A 21,363-nucleotide genomic window follows, 5' to 3' on the forward strand; every position below is an offset into this window, starting at 1 on the left:
ACAACCTCACCATGCCCGAACGGCCCTATACCTACTACGACTTCACCCTGAGCCTGTGCCCGCATTGCCTGCGGCGGGTGGAAGCCAAGATTGTGTTTGAAGATGGCGGCGTGTACATGCTCAAGCGCTGTCCCGAGCACGGCCGGCAGCGCGTGCTCATTGCCACCGACATTGAGTACTACAAGAGCATCCGCAACTACGTGAAGCCCAGCGAAACGCCCCGCCGCTTCAACACCGCCACTCACTACGGCTGCCCTTACGACTGTGGCCTCTGCACCGACCACGAGCAGCACAGCTGCCTCACCGTCATCGAAATAACGGACCGCTGCAACCTCACCTGCCCCACCTGCTACGCCGAAAGCAGCCCCCTGCACGGCCGGCACCGCACCCTGGCCGAGGTGGAGGCGATGGTAGACGTGCTGGTGGAAAACGAAGGGGAGCCCGACGTGGTGCAGATTTCCGGCGGGGAGCCTACGTTGCACCCGCAGTTCTGGGAAATTCTGGATATGTGCAAGCGCAAGCCCATCAAGCACCTGATGGTGAACACCAACGGCGTGCGCCTGGCCAAGGACGAGGAATTTGTGGCCCGGCTGGCTACCTACGCCGGGGCCTTCGAGGTGTACCTGCAGTTCGACTCGTTCCGGAAGGAGGTGCTGGAGAGTCTGCGCGGGCGGGATTTGCGCGAGGTGCGGATGCAGGCCTTGGAGCACCTCAACAAGTACAACCTCAGCACCACACTGGTCGTCACGCTGCAGAAGGGCCTCAACGACGACGAAATGGGCGAAATCATCGATTTCGCCCTGAAGCAGAAGTGCGTGCGCGGCGTCACGTTCCAGCCCACCCAGGCCGCCGGGCGCCTAGAGCATTTCGACCCCGCCACCGACCGGCTCAGCCTCACCGAGGTGCGCCAGGGCATCATCGACCAGAGCCCGGTATTCACGGCCGAGGACCTGCTGCCGGTACCCTGCAACCCCGACGCGCTGGCCATGGCCTACGCCCTCAAGCTCGATGGCGAAGTATTCCCGCTGACCCGCTACATCGACCCCGCCGACCTGTTGCAGAGCGGCGGCAACACCATCGTGTACGAGCGGGACCCGCGCCTGCGCCAACACCTACTCAAGCTGTTCAGCACCGCCAATACCGTGGACACCGTGCTGCCCGAAATGAACCAGCTGCTGTGCTGCCTCCCGCAGGTGCAGGCCCCCAACCTGGGCTACGACAATCTGTTCCGTATCATCATTCTGCAGTTTATGGATGCCTGGAATTTCGACGTGCGCGCCATCAAGAAGTCCTGCGTGCACATCGTAAGCAAGGACCTCAAGATTATCCCCTTCGAAACCATGAATATGCTCTACCGCGACGAGGAGAAACTGGCCCGCCTGCAGGTACTGCGCGATATTCCAGTACTGTAGATGGAACCGACTCCCGCACCCAAACACCATATCGGCCGGATTCTGCTCATCAACCTGGGCGTGGTATTGGTATTGCACATCGGGCGGCAGCTGCTCACCGGCGGCGGCGAAGGGATTTTCGTGCTGCTCTTCGCCATGGCTTTCGTGAACGGTATACTATTCCTGGGCTGTCTGGTCAGCGGCCGGGGCAAAACCAGTATCGGGTTTCTGCTGGCGGCGTTGCTGGTGTTTATGATTGGCTTCGGCGACTGTGCCACGCATTTGAAACTGGGAAACATGCACTAACTACTGCCTGCCATGTCGGAGCCAACACCTGCCTCTCGTATTCTGCGCAACAATCTGTTGGCCGTGCTGGGCGCAGCCGTACTGCTGGGCCTGCTGGCCAAACCCACCGATGGTACTACCGTGGTGCTGTTTGTAGTGGTGTATCTGGGGCTGGCGCTGGTGAATATAGTGCTGGGCATCGTGCATTTTCGGCGCGGCCCGGCAGCATATTTCCTGAGTGCGCTGCTGGTATTTCTGATTGGGTTCGGCTCCTGCGCGGCCATGTTTATGCTGGGCGGGCTAGGAAAACTGTAACGGCCACAATTACCCAGTCGCTAAAATCAACAACCCCGTTCTGCTGGTGCCAGCGGAACGGGGTTGTTGGTAAACGGTGGTTGGGAAGCAGGGAGGCGTTTAGCGCGAGAATACGGAGGCATAAGTAGTGGTACCCTACTCACCTTTTTGCGTGAGTTTCACGCGCAGGGTGGTCGTGTTCAGTTTCTCCACAAAAAAAGTGACAGTTGACATTGGGCAGGATAACCGGCTTTTGGCATGCAACCGTGGCAGGGTACAGCTACAACGCCGCCACCAACTCGCGCCAGGAATCCTGCTCCGGAATGCCAGGCTTGCGCTTCCCGAACAGCAGCAGCAGATTGTGGCCGGCCGCATCAAACAGCTCTATTGAGGTAACGATGCCGTCGGCGGTGGGCTTTTGCACGGCCCAGGCCTGCGCCACGTCGCCGAGCTTGAGGTGGAGGTTAAAATCGGGGTCGAGGACGTTAAGCCAGGGGCCGGTGGGTACAATGCGCTCCGTGAGGCCGGTATGAATCTGGATGCAGCCCCGGCTGGCCACGAACAGCATAACCGGCAACTGCTGCTCAGAAGCGGCGCGCAATGCTCGGTCAATGGCCGCTGCATCGAGCTGGCGCAGCAGCTCCGGCGGACCCAGCCGCAGGGCCTGGGTGCGACTCACCCCAAACGTACGCAGCAGCCCAAAAAACTCGTGGGTATCCTGCAAGCTGCGCCAGGCAGTCCGGAAGCCTGCCACGTCGATGGCCGCATCGTCGGCCTCCAGATCGGGAGCGGGGGCCGGCTGTGTGGTCAGGCTACTGGGCTGCTCGCCGGCGCGGAATTGCGCCACCAGCACCTCGTAGGCCGCCGCGTCGCTTTCTTCGAGTAGGTAGATTTTGTGGACGGCCTCGCCATCGGCCGCGAAAAACTGTAGGCTGCGGCGGCCGTTTTCATCCACGGCAAACCCAAACTGCCAGTGGCTGATAAATAGGCGCAGGTCAATGTCCTCGCCCAGCACCAGCCCCACGTGCCCGTTGAAGGAGACGTTTTCGTACCGGCCCTTACGCTCGTGTACCACGCTGTCGTTGCGGGTGAGGGCCATTACGCGGCCCAGCGTGGGCACCTGTTTGAGCAACTCCCGAAAGTCGCCGCGCAGAAACGTGACGGGAGAATCAGCCTGGCCGGTGCAGCGCGTGGCCAACAAGGCGGCCTCACTAGTGCCCAAGGTCCGGGCAGCGTCGCGGATGCGGCTTTGCGGGTTTTCCTGTTGGTACGTGAGCCAGCGTGTGGCCAGCGAAGGAGAATCGGTGAGAATTTCCATGAGGGAAAAAGAAGATGAACTACGTGGAAAGAAAAGATGAGCCTAGTGTCTTACGCGCGGGCAGGGCACAATGAGCGGACAGCTGAGGCTAGGGTGCGGCAGCAACTGTACCTCCAGCTGAAACGCGTGGTGAATGTTCTCACAGGTCAATACCTGATCCGGAGCCCCGTAGGCCACGGGCCGGCTCTGGTGTAGTAGCAGCAGGCGGTCGGCGTACTGGGCGGCTAGGTTCAGGTCGTGGAGCACGGCTACCACCCCGAATCCCCGTGCCACTAGGCCACGGGCAATATCGAGGGTGTGGTGCTGATGGTGGAGGTCGAGGCCGGTGAGGGGCTCATCGAGCAGTAAAAAGCCGTTGGTTGCCTCCCATACCTGGGCCAGCACTCGCGCCAGCTGGGCCCGCTGCTGCTCCCCGCCCGAAAGCGTGGGGTAGCAGCGGGCCGCCAGCTCCGAGAGGCCCACCGTACTCAGGGCCGCCTCCACAATCCAGTGGTCGAGGGCGGAAGGTGACCCCTGGAAGTGCGGGTAGCGGCCCATCATCACCAGCTCGGCCACCGGGAAGGCCAAGGCCAGCGTGTGCTGCTGGGTAAGGATGGCTCGCTGCCGGGCCAGGGCGGCGGGGGAGTGCTGGGCCAGTGCCTGCCCTTCAAACCGGACGTGGCCGTCGGTCGGGAGCAGGTCGCCGCTGAGCAGGCGTAGCAGCGTGGACTTACCTGCCCCGTTGGCGCCTACCACGGCCAGCAGCTCGCCCGGCCGGGCCCGGAAGGAAACCTCTTGCAGCAGGGTTTTTCGTCCGGTCTGGTACGTCAGATCTTCAACGTCGAACATATAAGGAAAGGAATAGGGCAAAGAATGTTCAGCCTCAGCCTGGAAGCGTGACAAGCGGACGGGAGCAGGAGAAAAAGGAGCAAAGCCGGACGCTGTCAGCCCGGCCGGAGCTGTCGTTGGCGCAGCAGAATCCAGAGGAAGACCGGGGCCCCGAGCAGGGCGGTGAGGATGCCGATGGGTAGCTCGGCCGGAGCCACCACGGTGCGAGCCAACGTATCGGCCAACACCAGCACCGAGGCCCCACCCAACGCCGAGCCGGGCAGCACCCGGCGGTTATCGGGGCCGGCCACCAGGCGGATCAGGTGGGGCACCAGCAGCCCGATAAAGCCGATGATTCCTACCACGGCCACGCTCGCGCCCACAGCCAGAGTCGCCAGCCCAATCAACTGGCGCTTGAGGCGGGCCACGGGCAGGCCGAGGTGGCTGGCCTGCTCTTCGCCCAGGGCCAGCAGATTCAGCGGTTTACCCAGGCGCGGCAGCCACAGCAGCGGCAGCCCCAGAAACGGCAGCAGCCGCAACACCGTGGGCCAGGAAGCCCCGCCCAGGCTACCCAGTTCCCAGAACGTAATGCTCCGCAGCTGTTCATCGGTAGCCACGTAGGTAAGCAGGCCCGTTAAGGCCCCAGTGAGGGCATTGATGGCCATGCCAACCAGCAGCATCGTGGCTATTACCGTGCGCCCGGTCTCCCGCGAAATGCGGTACACCAGCAGCGTAGTGCCGCAGGCCCCGGCAAAGGCTACTGTGGGCAGCAGGTAGAACCCCAGGGCCTCGCGCACCACCGCCAGACCCGCAAACAAAGCCACTAGCTTCACTTCCAGAACAATCGTGCCCACGGCCGCCAGGGAAGCTCCCGACGAAATGCCAATCAGGCCGGCATCGGCCAGGGGGTTGCGGAACAGGCCCTGCATGCTGGCACCGGCCAGGCCCAGGGCCGCGCCCACCAGCACCCCCAGGCACACCCGGGGCAGCCGGATGGCCCAGAGCACGGCCTCCTGCTGGGGCTCGAATGCAAAGCCGGTACTCAGGCCTAGCTTGTGCAGCAGAATACCCAGTAGGGCCGACACTGGAATCGGTACGGCGCCGGCTTCCGTACCCGCTACCACCGCCACCAGCAGCAGCACCAGCAGCGCGGGCAGCAGCAGGCGTTGCCGCCGGGGCATGGGAGTAGTGTGCCGCGCCGGTTGGGGAGGTAGTGTAGTTGGCGCGGCGGCAATGGGCAGAGGTTGGGTTAGGGTTGTCATGCGAAAGGAAAGCTAGTGCAGCTTGCGGGCCAGCTCGGCCGTGGCCTGGCCCAGGCGCGGCCCGAAACCGGTGAGCAGCTGCCCGTCCATTTCCACCACGCGGCCGGTGCGGCCCGCCGTGGTCTGGGCTACGCCCGGAATCTGGAGCAGGCCTGTTTTGCCGCCCAGGCTGGCCAGGCCGCTGTCGAAAAGCAGCAGCACATCGGGGTTGGCGGCCACCAGAGCTTCAGCGGTCAGGGGCTTGAAGTCGGAGAAGCCCACGGCGGCATTGCGGGCTCCGGCCAGCTGCATGATTTTCTCCACCGAAGTGCCCTGGCCCGCCACCATCAGCGTGCCCGCACCCCGGGCATAGATGAACAGCACTTTGGGAGCCGCCGCCGGTTTCTGCACCTTCGCCAGCTCAGCATCCAGCCGGGCCGTGACGGCGGGCACCCGAGCTGACGCCCCGAACGTGGCGGCTACGTCCTGAATCAGCTGCCGGGTACCGGCGGCGGAACAGTCTTGCCGGAACAGATGCACCGGTACGCCGGCTGCCCTAAGCTGGGCGGCCACTTCCGGCTTCAGCGACTCAGTAGTGCCCACTACCAGCGTGGGGCTCAGGGCCAGTACGCCCTCGGCGGAAATGTTGCGGGTGTGGCCCACCTTCGGCAGTTTGGCCAAAGCCTCCGGGTATGTACTGGTAACATCCACGCCCACCAGCTGCGGCTGACGGCCCAACGCACAGATAATTTCGCTGATGGTGCCGTTGAGCGACACGATGCGGGGTGTGGTAGCCCCTACGGCCCGGCTACTCACCAGGAGGGACAGCAGCAGGCCAGAAAGCAGGAAAGAACGAAAGTAGTACATGTGTCAGGAAGGATGAGTTGCCGTTTTTGCGTTGCAGTAAGTTGATTTTGAGCGCGCCTGAAACGGCTGGCTGCTTAATCTGCAACCGGTGACCCGTAACGGCTAAGTTGTGCCGACAGCAAACGGCCCGACGGGCAACCATGCTCCGTTGCCGCGTGGCGCGGGCCGTTTGCGCCGGACTTATTTCAGGTTTGTGGAGCCGTCGGGCTGGTACACGTAGCGGAAGGTGTAGTAGCCGCTGGGCTCGGTGCCGACGGGCGTGGCGGGGGCATCCTTGTAGTAGCTCACGATTTCCAGCCGGGCGTATTTGCCGGTGGCCGTGCGCAGCAGCAGCACCCGGCCGGCAATGGGCGCCACAACGTGGGTGGTGGAGTTGTAGGAATACCAGCCGTTGCCGGAGCCGGTTTTGATGGCTTTTTCCGTGGCCGTATCTACCCGATAGCCAGTGGTTGGGGCCGTGGTTTGCTCCGCGAATAGGCCTTCCTTCACAATGGCCCCGCCCTGGCCCGGGCCGCTGCTGCCGCCGTTCACGAGGATGGTAGTGCCGCGCACGGCAATATCCCATTTGGTGGTGGCGGAATCGGTGTAGGCAACCTCACTTTTGGTGGCCAGGCTGTAGAAGGCATAGTGGCGGGGTGTGCCGGGCTGACCAGTGGTGGGGTTGACCGCGCCGGCAGCCGGAGTCAGATTCTTCGCGGTTTCAATTGATAGGTCGGCGGCGGGCTGCACGGCGGTGTCGTTGTCATCTTTCGAGCAGGCGCCGAGGCTGAGAGCGGCTCCGATCAGGGTTAGGAGTGGAAGGCGGGAGAACAGGTTAATCATGATGAAAAAGGGAAAAGAGGTAAATGAAGAAGGCGTAGGGAGGGGAGTAGCGAATATGTCCTACTGCCGGCCCAGGGCCACGCTGAGGCTGGTGTAGTAGAGGCGGCCGGGCACAGTGCTGAGATTGGCCGGATCGGTGTAATTCAGCACGTTATCGAGGCCGGCCTGCAGGATGTAGCGCTGACGCAGGGTTTTGGCGGCCGCCACGTTCCAGAGCCAGTAGCCCCGCACGTACTCGTTGGCGGCGTCCAGAATCTGGTTGCCGTTGCGGTCCTGCAGGCCGTAGCGGCCCCGGTACACGCCCCGCACGCTCCCCGACCAGCCCCGGGCCGTATTGTCATAGAAGAGCTTCAGGTTGGCCGTGTGGCGGGAGCGGTTGAAAAGCCCCCCGTAATCGGCCCGGCTGAGGCGCACCGTTTCCAGCGTTTCCGGGTCGCGGCGGTAGAGGGAGCCGGCCGCCAGCCGGGCCAGCACGTCCCGGTCCTTCGCCAGCAGGTACTGGTAGCCACCGCTGAGCGTGAGGCCGGGCCGCAGCCGGTAGCGGGCTTCGGCCTCCATACCCTGGGTGTAAGCCCGGCTCACGTTGCGGTAAGAGTACACCGCCTGCCCGTTGGTTTTCTGCGCCACGGCGGCCGTTTCAATCAGGTCGCGCAGGTCGTTGTGGAAGAAGTTGACCGTCAGACGCAGCTTCTCGTTGGGGTCAGCCTGCAGCCCTATGTTGTAGGCCCGGGAGCTTTCGGCAGTCAGTTGGCTGGCCTGCTCCAACAGGGCCTCATTCACGAGCGGCTGCCCGGTAGCCGGGTCCAGGGCCAATTGGCCCTGGGCCGCCAGCTGGGCCACTTTCTCCCGCACCTGGTGGGTGCCGAACACGCTGTAGCCCACGGCCGGGTTCGAGAAATTGAGGTAGAGCTGGCGGAAATCCGGGGCCCGGAAACCTCGGCCTGCCGTGGCCCGCACCGCCAGCCACGGCCGCACCTGGTAGCGCCCCGAGAGCTTGGGACTGAGCTGGCTCTGGTACTGGCTGTGTCCATCGAACCGGGCCCCGGCCACCAGGTTCAGGCCCGGCAGCGGCGTCCAGTCGTCCTGCACGTAGCCGTAGCCGGAACGCATCTGCTGGCGCTGGTCGTAGCGGGTAGCTTCCACGGCTTCCAGCAGGTAGCCGCCGCCCACCGTGAGGGTATGATTGGGGTGTAGCCGCCAGTCGAGCTGGGCTTCGGGCCGCGTGAAGGTCTGGTGGAAGTAGCTCGCGTCGTAGGGCGCACCGTCGGCCGCGTAGGTGTAATTTTCCCGAGTACGGTAGCTGGCATGGTAGAAGCGCAGCGTGCCCAACAGCTTATCCGAAAAACTGCGCGTGAGTGAAGGGTTCAGACTGAAATCCTGCTGCCGGGCCGCCAGCCGGACTTGCGCCTTCTGGCCATTTCCCCCACTGATAGTAAGGGTATTGGTCTGTTTTTCAACAAAATGCCGTCCCGATGTACTCAGCGTCGTTTTGTCATCCAGGCGGTACGTCACCCGGCTCTGACCGGTGTAGCTGGCGAAGGGCGGCACGGTGGCCTCGCCGGTGGCCGGCTGTAGCGAGTAGCCTGCCGAGCTGTACCGATTGCCGAAGAACGTCAGGCCTAGCCGGTTGTGCTGGTAGTTGAAAGTGCCGCCCGCATCGGTGGTGCGGTTAGTGCCGTAGCGCAGGCGTACCTCACCCCGGGTGCCAGCCTGGGGCTTCTGGGTGATGATGTTGACCACGCCCGCTAGCGCCTCCGAGCCCCACAGCGCCGAGGCCGGTCCCTTCACCACTTCTACCCGCTCAATGTTGCCTACTGCCACCCGCGAGAGTTCCAGCGTGCCTGCCGTGCGGCCAATCAGCGGCTCCCCGTCCACCAGAATCAGGGTGTATTCGGGGTTGAGGCCCTGTAGCTGCACGCCGCGCCCGTGGTCGGCTACGATGGTGAGGCCAGTTTGCTCGCCCAGCACATCGGTCAGGCGCACGGCTCCCATCGTCCGGATCTGCGCCTTGCTCACCACCGTCACCGGAATGGGCACCTCCGTCAGCGCCTTCTCGGTGCGGGTAGCCGTCACGACTACTTCTCGCAGCTGGAGCCGGTAGGCACTGGTATCGGCCGCAGCTTGCTGAGCCTGGCCCGGCAGGGCCGCATACAGCAGCGTAATTCCGAAAGTGGTGAACAGAAGCAGACGCATTTGCCAGTGGAATGCTGCCCAGTGCTGATAGTCAGCGACCCTGAGCAGATGATTTATTGTTTAGATATATTCTAAACAGTGGCAAATGTATCGACCCAACTTGATGACGCAACCTTTATTTAGAATAATTTTAAATAAACTTGCTTTTACTGGATTATGTCTTCTACTTTCACCAATAATAGACCGGATCAGGTCCGCTTCGTGATTCGCAAATCGTGAAGGAATGCTTCTAAACCGTGTTTTTGTATGCGTAAGCACAACGGCATGCGCCCCCAGGATATCGTAGTGCTCCTCCGAATTCTGACGCTCCCTTCTGCTCCCTGGCAGGGTAAAGACTTGGCTGCCGCGCTGCTGATAAGCCCCGCCGAAATTTCCGATGCGCTGCGCCGCTGCCAGTATGCCCGCTTGCTCCAGCCCGATGGCCGTACGGTACAGCGGCAGGCGGTGCTGCGCTTTTTACGCTATGGCTTGCCCTACGTATTTCCGGCGCACCCGGCGGGTTTCGTGCAGGGCCTGCCCACGGCCTGGAGCCAACTGCCGCAATTGCCGCCGCCGCCCGGGAGCCCGCCGCCCACCTACGTGTGGCCCGATGCGGCCGGTACCACCTGGGGCCTGGCTGTGAGCCCGCTTTACGCCACCCTGCCCGAATCTGCCCGCCAGAATGCTGCCTGGCACCAGCTGCTGGCCTCAGTGGACGTGCTTCGGCTGGGGACAGGCCCGCAACGCCAAGCGGCGCATCAGTTCCTCTGCGAAGAACTACGCCGCGTAAGTGAGTTGCAGGTATAACCCGATTAACAACAAAACGCCCAACCGGTGCCGGTTGGGCGTTTTGTTTGAACAGTGGGAACGTCGGGGCGGATTATCGCGAGAAAACCGACGTGTAGGTAGTGGTGCCCTGGGCACCGGCCTGGGTAAGTTTCACCCGCAGCGTAGTGGTGTTAAGCTCTTCCACGAAGAAATGACGCGTTACGTTGGGCTGGCTCACGGTAAGGGAGTCACCGTTCAGCTTCCAGGAACCGGTGAGCTGCTGGGGAGCTTCGGCGTAGGCTTTCTCGGCGGCTTCGTCCAGCACGTAGCTGCCATCGGCCTTGAAGGTGTGCTGATTGTCGCGCTGGGCGGCTTTCATACGGGGTAATATATCGACGGCCGGAGCGGCGGCGGTGCCGGGAGTAGCACTGGCCAGCGTGAGGCTGGTCAGGTGCCAAGGGCCGGCGGCCAGCAACTCAGGTTTCGATTGGGCATTTGCAGCGGCAGCTGCCACTTCCTGGGCGGGGTCCTTTATCTCCTCAATCTCTTTCTCGCAGGAGGCAAACACAAGGGTGCTAGCCAACAGGCTCAGGAATACGGGCAGTTTCTTCATGAAAACGGTTTTTGGTGAATGTGCAACAACACGCTTTTCGGCGTAGTACTTCTGCGGCATGTGCCTCACAGTTAAACGTCCAACTTCTCTACTACTCAGGCTGCCTGATGACTGCCGTTGTGCAAATCTAACTAATTATAAATCGTACTGGTTCAGGTGGTTGCAAAATTTGGTCGTTTCTTCCAACGATGTATCTGAGAAGTACTATAAATGATGTATTTTCTTGATTATTTGACAGTTAAATCCTTTTAAAACAAAATACCCCGACTATTTACCAAGTCGGGGCAGTAGTTTAGCTAATAGGACTATTCTTCTGTCAAACTTCAGGCTGGCACCTCGGGCAGGTGTAGGTGGCCCGACCGCCAACGTAGGTTTTTGCTATTAGCGTACGGGGGTGGCGGGGACAGTGCAGATGGGCATCGGTGCCGGGAGTAGCGGAATCATCCCATTCGCGGGCGTGAATAAGGAAGCTGGCCGGAAACCGGCGGTAGTTGGCTTCGTGCGCAATAGCCGTACGTAACACCAATAGAATAGACGCATGCAGCCGCCTGAATTCGGCCTCAGATAATGTATTGGCAATACGCTCCGGATGTATTTTGGCCTGAAACAGTACTTCATCTACAATCCAGTTACCCAATCCGGCCGTGAGGCTTTGGTCGAGTAGTAGAGGCTTGAGGATGGTTTTGCGCCGGCTGAGCTTAGTTTGCAGTTCCTCAACCGTAATATCCAAAGCATCTGGCCCCAGCTTTTTGGTCTGCCGGTAGGCGTCCACGCTGTCGGCCAGCCGGATGCGGCCGAATTTGCGGGCATCCACGAAGGCCACACGCAGCCCGGAATCAAGGTGAAGAGCTACGCGGGTGAAGCGCGGGGCGTCGGCTTCGTCGCGGTAGGCGCCCACGTCGCCGGTCATGCCGAAATGTAGCACCAGCACCCGGCCGTCGTCCAGCAGCAGGAAGCAGTTTTTGCCCAGGCGACTGGTACCCGTGACGGTACGGCCTACTACGGCGCGGCGCAGGGTGTCTTCATCGACTCCCAGTACGTGGGTGTCTTTGACTTCGAAAGCAGTAATGGTCTGGTGCGTGACCAGCTCATCGAGAAAGCGGCGGTAGGTTTCGACTTCGGGTAGTTCGGGCATGGAAATAGGGCAGGGGATAGGGTACCCGCTAGTAACTGCCGACCTCCGGTTTCGGTTGCGCCAAGGGCTGCTACAACGTCAGGAGGCCCTGCACTACCACCACGGCCGTGCCGCTGATGCGCACAGCCTCAATGGCGTGGGGCGGCCCCAACACCTGCACCTGCACGGTGCCTGCCCGGCCCAGCCAATGGCCCTGCTCAGCCACAAACGTAGGGGAAGTCAGCAGTCCGTAATGCCACAGGTAAGCGGCCATGCCGCCCGTCGCCGAGCCCGTTACGGGGTCTTCCAGCACGTCGGGTGGGGTGCAGATATGGCGGGCAAAAGTCTGGCCGGCCGGCGTAGCGCCCTGCAGACAGAACAGGTGGGAGCTAAAGAAACCACTGGCTTGTCGGTAGGCTTCCAGGGCCGCCGGCTGGGGCAGGCCGGCGCGCCGCAACGCGTCCATGTCGCGCAGAGGCACCATCAGCTGCGGCGTGCCGGTACTCACGGTCTGAATGACGGCTCCCGGCAGCAGGTCGCCGGGGGTGAGGCCGAACATCGGCAGCACCTCGGCGGCATCATGCACGGGGCCGAAAACGGGGCGGCGCTGCGTCATATGAATCCGGCAGGGCTGCCCGGGCTCAGCCGCTTCCACGGCCACGGCAATGGGGCCGTGGAGGAGTTCCAGCGTGAGAGCCAGTTCGGTGGGGCCGGTAGGGCGGGCCAGGCGGCCGGTGTGCAGCAAAGCCGTGAGGGTGGCAATGGTAGGGTGCCCGGCCAGCGGAATCTCCTCGGCCGGGGTGAAGTACCGCACGGCGAAATCAGCAGAAGCAGAACGTCGCACAAAGGCCGTTTCGGGCTGGTTGAACTCGCGGGCCAGTTGCTGCATCCGCTCAGGCGGGAGGTCGTCGGCATCGAGCACCACAGCGCAGGAATTGCCGCCTAGCGCGGTTTCGGTAAATGCGTCAACCAATAAAAACGGATATGCAGCCATTGGCTTCAGGCAACTCAAAAGGTGAAAAGTGCCCCAAATGTAACGGCCGGCCTCCCAATTTCCGGGAAGCCGGCCGCGTACGGTGCCGGTGCTGTTTCAGCGGTACATAAGAACGTCATGCTTCGCCATATGCTCTGCATGGCGCTCTATGCATGTTTTCGAACTACGACGGGTCTGAGAGCAGGGCTACCTGCCGGCCGCTGGTATCCACGATGCTGCCCGAGCGACTGATGTACAGTCGGCGCTGCTGCTCATCCACCAGCACGTACGGGTAGTTCACGCTTTCGGAACGGGTTAGGCGGCCTACTACCTGCGCCGTGCGTTCATCCCGGTCGAGGCGGACAACGCTCAGGCGGTTGGTGATGTAATAATCCTGTTCTGGATTGTTGCGGAAGACGATTTTCCCCAGCACGCTTACCGGCGAGGCGGTGTTGGCTGCCACCGTGCGTACCGGTGCGGTGTTGCGGTTAGCCAGTACTGCCGGTGCCGCCGAAGGAGCCGCCACGCGGTTGCTGGCTATAATCTGCTGACTGGCCCGTTGCCAGCCTTCCCCAATGGAAGCCAAGCGGGAACCCCGGCCGGGGTGCGTGGGCGAAGCTTCCTCATCAGAAACCACAGCCATGCCGGCCTGGGCCTGGGCCAGACTGGCTCCCATTTTCCGCAGTACGAAGCCCGAAAACTCGTCGGCCTCCAGCTCGTCGGCGGGGTTGGAGCCACCGGGGCGGAGTGTGTGCCCATTGAGGTGGTGGCCCATTTCGTGAGCCAGAATGCTAATGCCGGCCCAGTCGGTGCGGCCGGCGCGGTTCACGGCGGCCACAAACTGCGGGTTATACAGTAAGTAGCGTTGGCCGCCGTATACCACGGCGGCGGCGTTCTGTACTTCTGTGGTAGCCCGCAGCTGGAACCGGGGTTTCAGGCCCACCACATCAGTGATTTCGCGCAGTACGTCGCGCTGGCCGGTAGTGGCCGATTGGGCTTCGGCTGAGCCGGTTATAACAAGCCACCCGGCAAGTACCAGACCTGCGAAGCGGCGGAAAAAGCGTGGGTGGTTCATGGAAAAGTGCTTTTTGTGTGAAAATGTAGTTGGCAATTACCTTGCCGGAAAAGTTGAGCAAGGCTTTGTGGAATTTTACCGATTGACGGCACGTTGTGCAATTTCCTTGTATATTCGCCGCTGCAGATATATGCTGCAATGATGGGCGAGAAGATACAGGCGGGAGCGAGAAAATTTCTGAGCTACATGAAAAAAACACAATTACCACGGAAAGGGTTCCTGCGTGCAGGGCTTGGTGTATGCGGTTTGGTACTGGCACTGGCGGGCCCCGCGCGGGCCCAGGAAGCGTGTCTATTGCAGCCCTTGTCGTGGGCGCAGCGGCTACAGGAGGCCCCGCTGGTCGTGGAGGCGCGGGTGCAGGCCGTGCGCAGCCAGGACACCGGCCCGCACATTCTCACCTTCAACGAGCTGGAGGTATTTAAAGTATTCCGGGGTGCGTTGCCGGCCGGAAAACTGACGCTGGTAACCGAAGGTGGCACTGTGGGCATGCGCCGTGAGGAAGTGTCTAACGCGCCCACACTGGCAACGGGGGAGCAGGCCATTTTCCTGCTCCAACCCGACCCCACCCAGTCCGGTAGCTACCGGCTGGCGGCCGGCCCTCAGGGCCTAATCCGCCTGGACTTAACCACGGCTACCGCCGCCGACCCGTTCCGGCGCTATACATCCATTACCGAGGAGCTTTATCCTACGTTGCAGGCCCAAACCGGACAGGCCTACCGCGAAATCCAACCGAACGAAGCTCTGCTGGCCCGTCTGAGCCGGGTTGCGCGCCCGGCCGCTGCACCGGTTATTGCCGATTTCAGCCCCACAACCGTCACGGCCGGCACCCGAACGGTACTGACCATCACCGGCTCGGGGTTTGGGGCCACGCGCGGTATCGGGACGGTGGGATTCAGCAACGCCAACAATGGCGGGACTTCGTTTGTGTCGCCGCTAGCGGGGGAATATTTGAGCTGGTCAGACACTGAGATACAGGTGCGGGTGCCTTCCGTGACGGTGGGCGGGGCAGGCCCGGCCGGTACGGGCCGGCTGCTGATTACCAACGGCACTTCAGAAAGCAGTCTGAGCGGCACCAATCTGACGGTAGATTACTCCCTGACCAACATTGAATCAAACGAGGCACCGGCGCCGGTGGCGCTGGTGAGCCGCGACGGCACTGGCGGCTACACGCTCACGTACAACCAGAATTTTGCGGCCAATACCGCTGCTACGGCTTCCTTCGAGCGGGCCCTTACCACCTGGCGTAACGGGGTGGGAGCCAACCGCAAAATAGCGGCCGGCACGACTACCATCAACTCCAACGTAGCCAACGACAACGTGAACGTGGTGAGCTTTGATGATGCCACCGAACTGCCGGCCGGCGTGCTGGGGGTGACGTATTCTTACTTCTCCGGCTGCTCCAATGGCGCGGGCGGCTTCAACTGGGTGCTGGCGGGTACCGACTATATTTTTGACGGGGAGCGGAACTGGCAGTATGGCCCGGCGGCGCCCACCGGCGGGCAGACAGACTTTGAAACCGTGTCGTTGCACGAGCAGGGCCACGGGATTCAGCTGGGCCACATCATTAAACCCGGCGCGGTGATGCACTACGCCATTGCGGCCAACACCCAGAACCGGGTGCTCAACCCCACCAACGATGTGGCTGGCGGCAACGCCGAAATCAACTTCAGCCTGAGTGCCCTGCGCTGCGGCAACCCCAGCTACGTGCGCCTGACGTCCACGCTGCCCGTGACGCTGGTCAGCTTCGGGGCCGAGCCGGTGAGTGGGGGAGTGCGGCTGCGCTGGCAGACAGCGGCGGAAGTAAACAGTGCCTTCTTTGCAGTAGAAACCACCCAGAACCCGGCCGGCGAGTGGCAGGAACTACAGCGTCAACCCGCCGCCGGCAACTCCACCACGGCGCGCAACTACGAGTACCTCGATACCCGGGCCGTGGCCGGACCGCGCTACTACCGCCTGCGCCAGCAGGATGAGGATGGCACCGTGTACTATTCTTCTGTGGTAATGGTGACTGTAGCCGGATCCGGCGAGCTGGTAGCGTATCCGAACCCCTTCAGCGCGGAGCTGCGGGTAGCGTTGCCCGCCGCCGAAGCCGCTACCCTGCGCCTCTACGACTTGGCGGGTCATCTGGTGCGGGAGCAGCTAGTGCCGGCCGGGCAAACGGCCGTAGAGGTACCGGATACGGCCCTGCGTCCGGGCCTGTATATCCTGGAATGGCGTACTGTCGGCGGCCAACTAGCGCGTACCCGGGTGGTGAAGCAGTAAGCTTCACTTTCGTCTCTATGTAAAAAGCCGCCGGTCCGAAATGCTTCGGGCCGGCGGCTTTTTTGCTGCTGTTTAAGGAAAGCGGACAATAGCGCGAACTGCAAAGTTCGCGCTACTGCTTAAGCGGGCTGAGGCTGGGGGCGAATAGAGGCCTGGGGCCGCTCGCCAATCTGCTGGCGCCACATGGCGTAGTAGAGGCCGCGCTGGGCCAGCAGTTCCTCGTGGCGGCCGGCTTCGGCCACATGGCCGCGCTCCAGCACGAAGATGCGGTCGGCGTGCAAAATGGTGCTCAGGCGGTGGGCAATGAGGATGGTGATGTGCTGGCGCGAACCCGACAACTCGCGCACGGTCTGGCTGATTTCCTCTTCCGTGAGCGAGTCGAGAGCCGACGTGGCTTCGTCGAAGACCAGCAGGGTGGGATGGCGCAACAGGGCCCGGGCAATGCTGAGGCGCTGCTTTTCGCCGCCCGATACTTTCACGCCGCCTTCGCCGATTACCGTATCCAGGCCCAGAGGGGCGCGGGCCAGCAGGGTATCGGCGGCGGCCTGGTGCAGGGCGTGCAGGCACTGCTCGTCGGTGGCGTGGGGAGCCACGAAACGTAGATTCTCGCGGATGGTGCCCGCAAACAGTTGGGTATCCTGGGTCACGAAGCCGATTTGCTCGCGCAGGGTGTCGAGGTCCAGTTCGGGGCCGGGGATGCCGTTGTAGAGAATCCGGCCCTGGGCTGGTGGGTAGAGGCCCACCAGCAGCTTCACCAGGGTAGTTTTGCCGGAGCCTGAGGGTCCCACGAAGGCAATGGTTTCGCCTAGCTTGGTCTGAAAGCTGATGCCGTCGAGGGCAGGGGCGCTGGCCGTTAGGTGCTGGAAATGCACGTCGTCGAAGGCCAGGGTTTCGATCTGCTCAATGGTTTTGGGGTGGGCCGGCTTGACTTCCTTAGGCGTGTCGAGAATCTGCTGGTAGTTGGCCAGGGACGCCTCGGTTTCGCGGTAGATGTTGATGAGGGTGCCCATTTCCTGCAGCGGCCCGAAAATGGCGAAGGAGTAGAAGAAGAACGTGATGAACTTGCCCGGCTGAATCACGCCCTGTACCACCAGAAACACCAGCATCAGCAGAATCACGTTGCGCATCAGGTTCACGAACGTGCCCTGCACAAAGGACAGGGAGCGGAGGTAGCGCACCTTTTTCAGCTCCAGCTTCAGGATTTTTTCGGTGGTGGCGTTCAGGCGCTGGGTTTCCTGCTGGGCCAGCCCCAGGCTCTTGATCAGCTCAATGTTGCGCAAACTCTCGGTGGTGGAGCCGGCCAGGGCCGTGGTTTCGGCCACAATGGTTTTCTGAATCACCTTGATGCGCTTGCTCAGAAAAAAGCTCAGCGTCGCCAGCAGCGGAATGGTGAGAAAATACACCAGCGCAATGGGCCAGTACACGCTGAGGGCGTACCACGTCACGAAAATGATGCCCACCAGGGAGATGAACAGGATGTTGATGAAGCTCTGGATGAGCTTTTCCACGTCGGTGCGCACCTTCTGGAGCTTGCCCAGCGTCTCGCCCGAACGTTGGTCCTCGAACACCTGGTAGGGCAGCTCCAGGGAGTGGCGCAGGCCGTCGGAGTACAGCTCGGCCCCCAGTCGCTGGGTGATGACGTTGGTGTAGTAGTCCTGGAAATTCTTGGCGATGCGCGACACCATGGCCACGCCCAGCGCCTTGAGCACGAGCAGGCCGGCCCCACCCGTGACGAATACCCAGAACGTAGGTTTCTGGAAGATTTTCAGGGCCGGCGACACGTACCGGTCAATAATCTGCCCCAGAATGTAAGGGTCGAGTAAAGAGAAGACCTGGTTGATAGCAGCCAGCAGCAAAGCCAGCGCCAGCAGACCCTTATAGTGGCGCAGGTAGCGGTAGAGGAGTTTCATGCAGATTGAAAGAGGGGAGAAAGGCTACAAGCCCCGGGCCGGGTGAAATGTTCCGCCCCGGCAAAGGTCGCACGGATTTGCGCAGGTTCCTCGAGGCCGAAGACCAGGGCGGGACAGTGGACGATTGAAGCGGGACAGCGAAAACGTGAGGCGAGGCAGCGGATGACTGGGGCGGGACGGCGGAGAGTCGAGGCGGGACAGCGGATGACTGAGGCGAGGCAGCGGACTGTTGGGGCGGGGCAGCGGATGACTGGGGCAGGGCAATGGACTTTTTTGGTGGCCGGCTGCTGTTAGTCCGGGCAGCCAACTATACCTTTGCCCGAGATGGTCGGGAAATCCGGAGTACGTATGCGTTGCAAATGGGCCGCCTGGGGGCTGCTGCTGCTGTTCATGCGCGTGCTCACGCCCGATGCGGCCGTGCTGCGTCTGCACCTGCACCAGCACACCGACCACTCCCAGACCGATGCGGCCGTACGACTGGCCGGCCTGAAAGGACCGGTGGCCAAACACGTATTTTCGGACAAGCACCAGCACTGCTCCGTGGAGCACCTGTTCGATGCCCCGTTCCAGCCGGCCCTGCCGCTGACCCTGGCCGCGCCCTTCCGGCTGCCGGTTTACCCCGCGTACCGCCCGCAGGCGCCCGTTTGCCGGGCCTTGCACCTGCTGGACGGGGCCTGCCTGCGCGGCCCCCCGGCGGCCCGCGCCTAACGCGGGCCTGCGCCGCTGCCTAACGACGCCGATTCGCGTCGGGAGCGGCGGGCTACTTCCTTTTTTTGGTTGATTTAACCGGAGCGTTTGAGCGCCCCGGCTCTGCCGTGGCCGGTCCGCGCGCGGAGAAATCAGCCGTAGGCCGGCCGCGTGAGGTGATTTTACTGCCGGGCGCAACGCAGCCGTTGCCCCGGGTTCTGGCAGTGCCTGCTTGGCAGCGCACGCCTATTCTTCTTTTCTGACTTCAACCCACCCGGCGGCTTTGCGGCCCTGGGCCTGGGTATGCGCCTTCTTTCATGTCACGACTTTTCCTGTTTTTACTGGTGCTGGGGCCGTTCCTGGCGCTGGGCCAATCCTCCACGGGCCACATTGATGGCCACGTAAATGGTCCGAACGGCCACGGTCTGGAAGGTATTTCCGTCCTGGAAACTTCCGGCCGCTTTTCCGCCCTGAGCGGGGCCGACGGGCACTTTTCTCTGACCCTGCCGCTGGGCGAATACACGCTCATCACCCGTAGTCTGGGCTACCAGGAACAGCGTCGCACGGTGGTCCTCAGCCCCGAAACGACCACGCTCACGGTGGATTTTACGTTGCAGCCCGCCGCCACGGCTTTGCAGGAAGTGGAGGTGCTGGGCCGCCAGGAAACCACCTACAAGAGCGACTACAGCCTGGTGGGCACTAAAACCGCCACCCGCCCCATCGACGTGCCGCAGTCCATTTCCACCGTGACCAAGGAGCTGATGGCCGACCGCCAAGCCCTGCGCCTGACCGACGTGGTGAAGAACGTGGCCGGCGTCACGCAGTATTCGCACTACGACGACCTCACCATCCGGGGCTTCCGCAACGGCTACGAGAGCGGCTTTCGGCTGCTGAACGGGCTGCGCTCGGGCTTCAGCTACGGCAACTCGTTTACCCAGGCCCCGCTGACGGTGAACCTGGAGCGGGTGGAAATCCTGAAAGGCCCCGGCGCGGCGCTCTACGGCGACATCAATCCCGGCGGCACGGTGAACATGGTCACCAAAAAGCCGCTCGATGTGGCCCGGCAGGCCGTCACCTTTTCCACCGGCAGCTTCAATACCATGCGGGCCACGGCCGACCTGACGGGGCCGCTGAACGAGCAGAAAAACGTGCTCTACCGCTTCAACGCGGGCTTTGAGAAGTCGAACACGTTTCGCAGTGTGAACGATACCCGCTCGTTGATGATGGCGCCCACCGTCACGTTCCGGCCCACCGACAACACCACGCTCAACGCCGAGCTGGTGTACACTCACATCGACGGCTACCTCGACCGGGGCATCACCATCCGGGGCGGGGATTTGTACGCGCTGCCCCGCTCGTTCACGCTCAGCCAGCCCAGCGACTATTTCCGCACCAGCACCTACTACCTCAACGCCTCGCTCAGCCACCGCTTCACCGACTGGCTGTCGTTCAACGCCTCCTACCTCGATTTCACTTACAACGAGAATCTGAGCGAGCACCGCACCCTGAACTCCTACGCCGACGCGCCCGCCAATACGGTGATGAACCTGCGCTACTTCGACCGGCGGGCCGAGGAGTACACCAAGAACCTGGCTTCTTACTTCGTGCTGAACGTGGCCACCGGCCCGGTGCAGCACAAAGTGGTAACGGGCGCCGACTACATCCGCTTCACCACCGACCCGCAAAGCACCATGTTTGAGGCCCGGCAGAAGCTGGTCAACGGGGTAGCCACGCCGCTGACCCTGGATCTGAAGAAGCCACTCTACGAAATCCAGGACCCCACTAAGTACGTGCGCCGGCCGCTGCCGCAGTTCTTCGTCGATTATATCAACTCGGTCTACCACACCACCGGCCTCTACGTGCAGGACCAGCTGGCCGTGACGCCCCGCCTGAACGTGCTGCTGGGAGCACGCTACGAGCTGTTCAATGATGAGCGGGACTACGGCAACGGCGAGGAAACCATTCCGCAGCGCCGTCTGCTGCCCCGCGCCGGCCTCACCTACGCGCTGCGCGACAACCTGAACTACTTTGCCAGCTACAGCGCCGGCTTCCGGCCGCTGAAGCCGGAGTTTCTGCGGTTTCCGGAGCGCTACGGCCGCCGCACGCCCTTCGATACCGAGACCAGCTACCAGCTGGAAACCGGTCTCAAGGGTGAATTCTTCAACAAGGGCCTGCTGGCCACGGTGGCGGCCTACCAGATTGAGAAGCGCAACCAGCTGGTGCCCACCAACGACCTGATGCCCGACGGCACCACCGTGTACCGGCAGAACGATTTGGTCCGCTCCCGCGGGGCCGAGCTGGAGCTGACCGGCAACTTGCTGCCCAACCTCAACCTGAACGCCACCTACGCCTTCAACCACTCCGAGGTGCTGGATGCGGCCCTGGCGGTGGAGGAAGGCCAACCCCTGGCGAATTCGCCCCGCCACTCCGCCGGCCTCTGGACCAAGTACACCTTCGTGACGCCCGCGCTGCGCGGACTGGGCGTGGCCGTGGGCGGTAACGCCGTGGGCCGCCGCCGCACCGAAAACCAAGTGCAGAACACCCGCACCGGCGAGCTGTACTGGGCCTACTGGCCCGGCTACACCACGCTGGATGCGGCCCTGTTCTACACCACCGGCAAGTTCAACTTCCACCTGAACGTGAACAACCTGCTCGACACCTACTACTTCGTGGGCGGCTACGACTTCTTCCGGGCCAGCCCCGGCGCGCCCCGCAACTTCATGGCCACGCTGGGCTACACGTTCTAGGCCGGCAGAACAGCGGC

Annotated in this window: 18 protein-coding genes; 7 read left to right on the forward strand and 11 right to left on the reverse strand. The window is 62.5% G+C overall.

Going from position 1 to position 21,363, the window contains the following annotated elements:
• Positions 1 to 11 precede the first annotated feature (11 nt).
• Genes HSW_RS09895 through HSW_RS09905 form a run of 3 tightly spaced genes read left to right on the forward strand, consistent with a single transcriptional unit; the run spans position 12 to position 1,991 of the window.
• The gene (locus HSW_RS09895; protein ID WP_044001802.1) at positions 12 to 1,412 is read left to right on the forward strand and encodes a radical SAM protein; all 1,401 of its coding nucleotides are present in this window, start codon (positions 12 to 14) and stop codon (positions 1,410 to 1,412) included.
• Positions 1,413 to 1,697 carry a hypothetical protein gene (locus HSW_RS09900; RefSeq protein WP_044001803.1) on the forward strand — a complete coding sequence of 95 codons (285 nt, stop codon included), beginning with the start codon at positions 1,413 to 1,415 and terminating at the stop codon, positions 1,695 to 1,697. It abuts the gene before it with no gap.
• A 12-nt stretch (positions 1,698 to 1,709) separates the two neighbouring features.
• On the forward strand, positions 1,710 to 1,991 hold the full coding sequence (locus HSW_RS09905; protein WP_044001804.1) for a hypothetical protein: 282 nt from the start codon (positions 1,710 to 1,712) through the stop codon (positions 1,989 to 1,991).
• Positions 1,992 to 2,250: 259 nt separating this feature from the next.
• Here the strand turns inward: HSW_RS09905 and HSW_RS09910 are convergent, their stop codons facing one another.
• From HSW_RS09910 to HSW_RS09935, 6 genes are all read right to left on the reverse strand, one after another.
• On the reverse strand, positions 2,251 to 3,288 hold the full coding sequence (locus HSW_RS09910) for a hemin-degrading factor (RefSeq protein WP_044001805.1): 1,038 nt from the start codon (positions 3,286 to 3,288) through the stop codon (positions 2,251 to 2,253).
• A gap of 42 nt (positions 3,289 to 3,330) precedes the next feature.
• Positions 3,331 to 4,170, reverse strand: a complete 840-nt coding sequence (locus HSW_RS09915) for a heme ABC transporter ATP-binding protein (protein ID WP_449404339.1) — start codon at positions 4,168 to 4,170, stop codon at positions 3,331 to 3,333.
• A 41-nt stretch (positions 4,171 to 4,211) separates the two neighbouring features.
• Positions 4,212 to 5,357 (reverse strand): FecCD family ABC transporter permease, encoded by a 1,146-nt coding sequence (locus tag HSW_RS09920; RefSeq protein ID WP_231501385.1) that lies wholly within the window; start codon positions 5,355 to 5,357, stop codon positions 4,212 to 4,214.
• Between the two features lie 12 nt (positions 5,358 to 5,369).
• Positions 5,370 to 6,203: a heme/hemin ABC transporter substrate-binding protein gene (locus HSW_RS09925; protein ID WP_044001808.1), complete on the reverse strand. Its 834-nt coding sequence runs from the start codon at positions 6,201 to 6,203 to the stop codon at positions 5,370 to 5,372.
• Positions 6,204 to 6,383: 180 nt separating this feature from the next.
• On the reverse strand, positions 6,384 to 7,025 hold the full coding sequence (locus HSW_RS09930) for an HmuY family protein (protein WP_081768349.1): 642 nt from the start codon (positions 7,023 to 7,025) through the stop codon (positions 6,384 to 6,386).
• Positions 7,026 to 7,085: 60 nt separating this feature from the next.
• Positions 7,086 to 9,218 carry a TonB-dependent receptor plug domain-containing protein gene (locus HSW_RS09935; RefSeq protein WP_081768350.1) on the reverse strand — a complete coding sequence of 711 codons (2,133 nt, stop codon included), beginning with the start codon at positions 9,216 to 9,218 and terminating at the stop codon, positions 7,086 to 7,088.
• A 246-nt stretch (positions 9,219 to 9,464) separates the two neighbouring features.
• Between HSW_RS09935 and HSW_RS09940 the strand changes: the two genes are divergently transcribed.
• Positions 9,465 to 10,004, forward strand: coding sequence for a hypothetical protein (locus tag HSW_RS09940; RefSeq protein WP_052346311.1), 540 nt, complete (start codon positions 9,465 to 9,467; stop codon positions 10,002 to 10,004).
• 73 nt (positions 10,005 to 10,077) lie between these two features.
• Here HSW_RS09940 and HSW_RS09945 read toward each other — a convergent pair whose 3' ends face one another.
• The 4 genes from HSW_RS09945 to HSW_RS09960 form a co-directional block, all read right to left on the reverse strand.
• The gene (locus HSW_RS09945; protein ID WP_044001809.1) at positions 10,078 to 10,578 is read right to left on the reverse strand and encodes a DUF5004 domain-containing protein; all 501 of its coding nucleotides are present in this window, start codon (positions 10,576 to 10,578) and stop codon (positions 10,078 to 10,080) included.
• A gap of 316 nt (positions 10,579 to 10,894) precedes the next feature.
• Positions 10,895 to 11,713, reverse strand: a complete 819-nt coding sequence (gene mutM / locus HSW_RS09950) for a DNA-formamidopyrimidine glycosylase (protein ID WP_044001810.1) — start codon at positions 11,711 to 11,713, stop codon at positions 10,895 to 10,897.
• Between the two features lie 70 nt (positions 11,714 to 11,783).
• Positions 11,784 to 12,686 (reverse strand): PhzF family phenazine biosynthesis protein, encoded by a 903-nt coding sequence (locus HSW_RS09955; RefSeq protein WP_044001811.1) that lies wholly within the window; start codon positions 12,684 to 12,686, stop codon positions 11,784 to 11,786.
• 163 nt (positions 12,687 to 12,849) lie between these two features.
• The gene (locus HSW_RS09960) at positions 12,850 to 13,740 is read right to left on the reverse strand and encodes a M48 family metalloprotease (protein WP_052346312.1); all 891 of its coding nucleotides are present in this window, start codon (positions 13,738 to 13,740) and stop codon (positions 12,850 to 12,852) included.
• Between the two features lie 303 nt (positions 13,741 to 14,043).
• Between HSW_RS09960 and HSW_RS09965 the strand changes: the two genes are divergently transcribed.
• On the forward strand, positions 14,044 to 16,002 hold the full coding sequence (locus HSW_RS09965) for a T9SS type A sorting domain-containing protein (protein WP_044001812.1): 1,959 nt from the start codon (positions 14,044 to 14,046) through the stop codon (positions 16,000 to 16,002).
• Between the two features lie 119 nt (positions 16,003 to 16,121).
• Here HSW_RS09965 and HSW_RS09970 read toward each other — a convergent pair whose 3' ends face one another.
• A complete protein-coding gene (locus HSW_RS09970) occupies positions 16,122 to 17,912 on the reverse strand; it encodes an ABC transporter ATP-binding protein (RefSeq protein WP_044001813.1) in 1,791 nt (596 codons plus the stop codon).
• Between the two features lie 348 nt (positions 17,913 to 18,260).
• Between HSW_RS09970 and HSW_RS09975 the strand changes: the two genes are divergently transcribed.
• Together HSW_RS09975 and HSW_RS09980 are read left to right on the forward strand one after the other, a co-directional pair.
• Positions 18,261 to 18,620 (forward strand): hypothetical protein, encoded by a 360-nt coding sequence (locus HSW_RS09975; RefSeq protein WP_052346313.1) that lies wholly within the window; start codon positions 18,261 to 18,263, stop codon positions 18,618 to 18,620.
• Positions 18,621 to 18,916: 296 nt separating this feature from the next.
• Entirely contained in the window at positions 18,917 to 21,346 is a 2,430-nt protein-coding gene (locus tag HSW_RS09980; protein ID WP_044001814.1) for a TonB-dependent receptor, read from the forward strand.
• Positions 21,347 to 21,363: the final 17 nt, after the last annotated feature.

This window comes from Hymenobacter swuensis DY53 (genome assembly GCF_000576555.1).
GTDB lineage: Bacteria > Bacteroidota > Bacteroidia > Cytophagales > Hymenobacteraceae > Hymenobacter > Hymenobacter swuensis.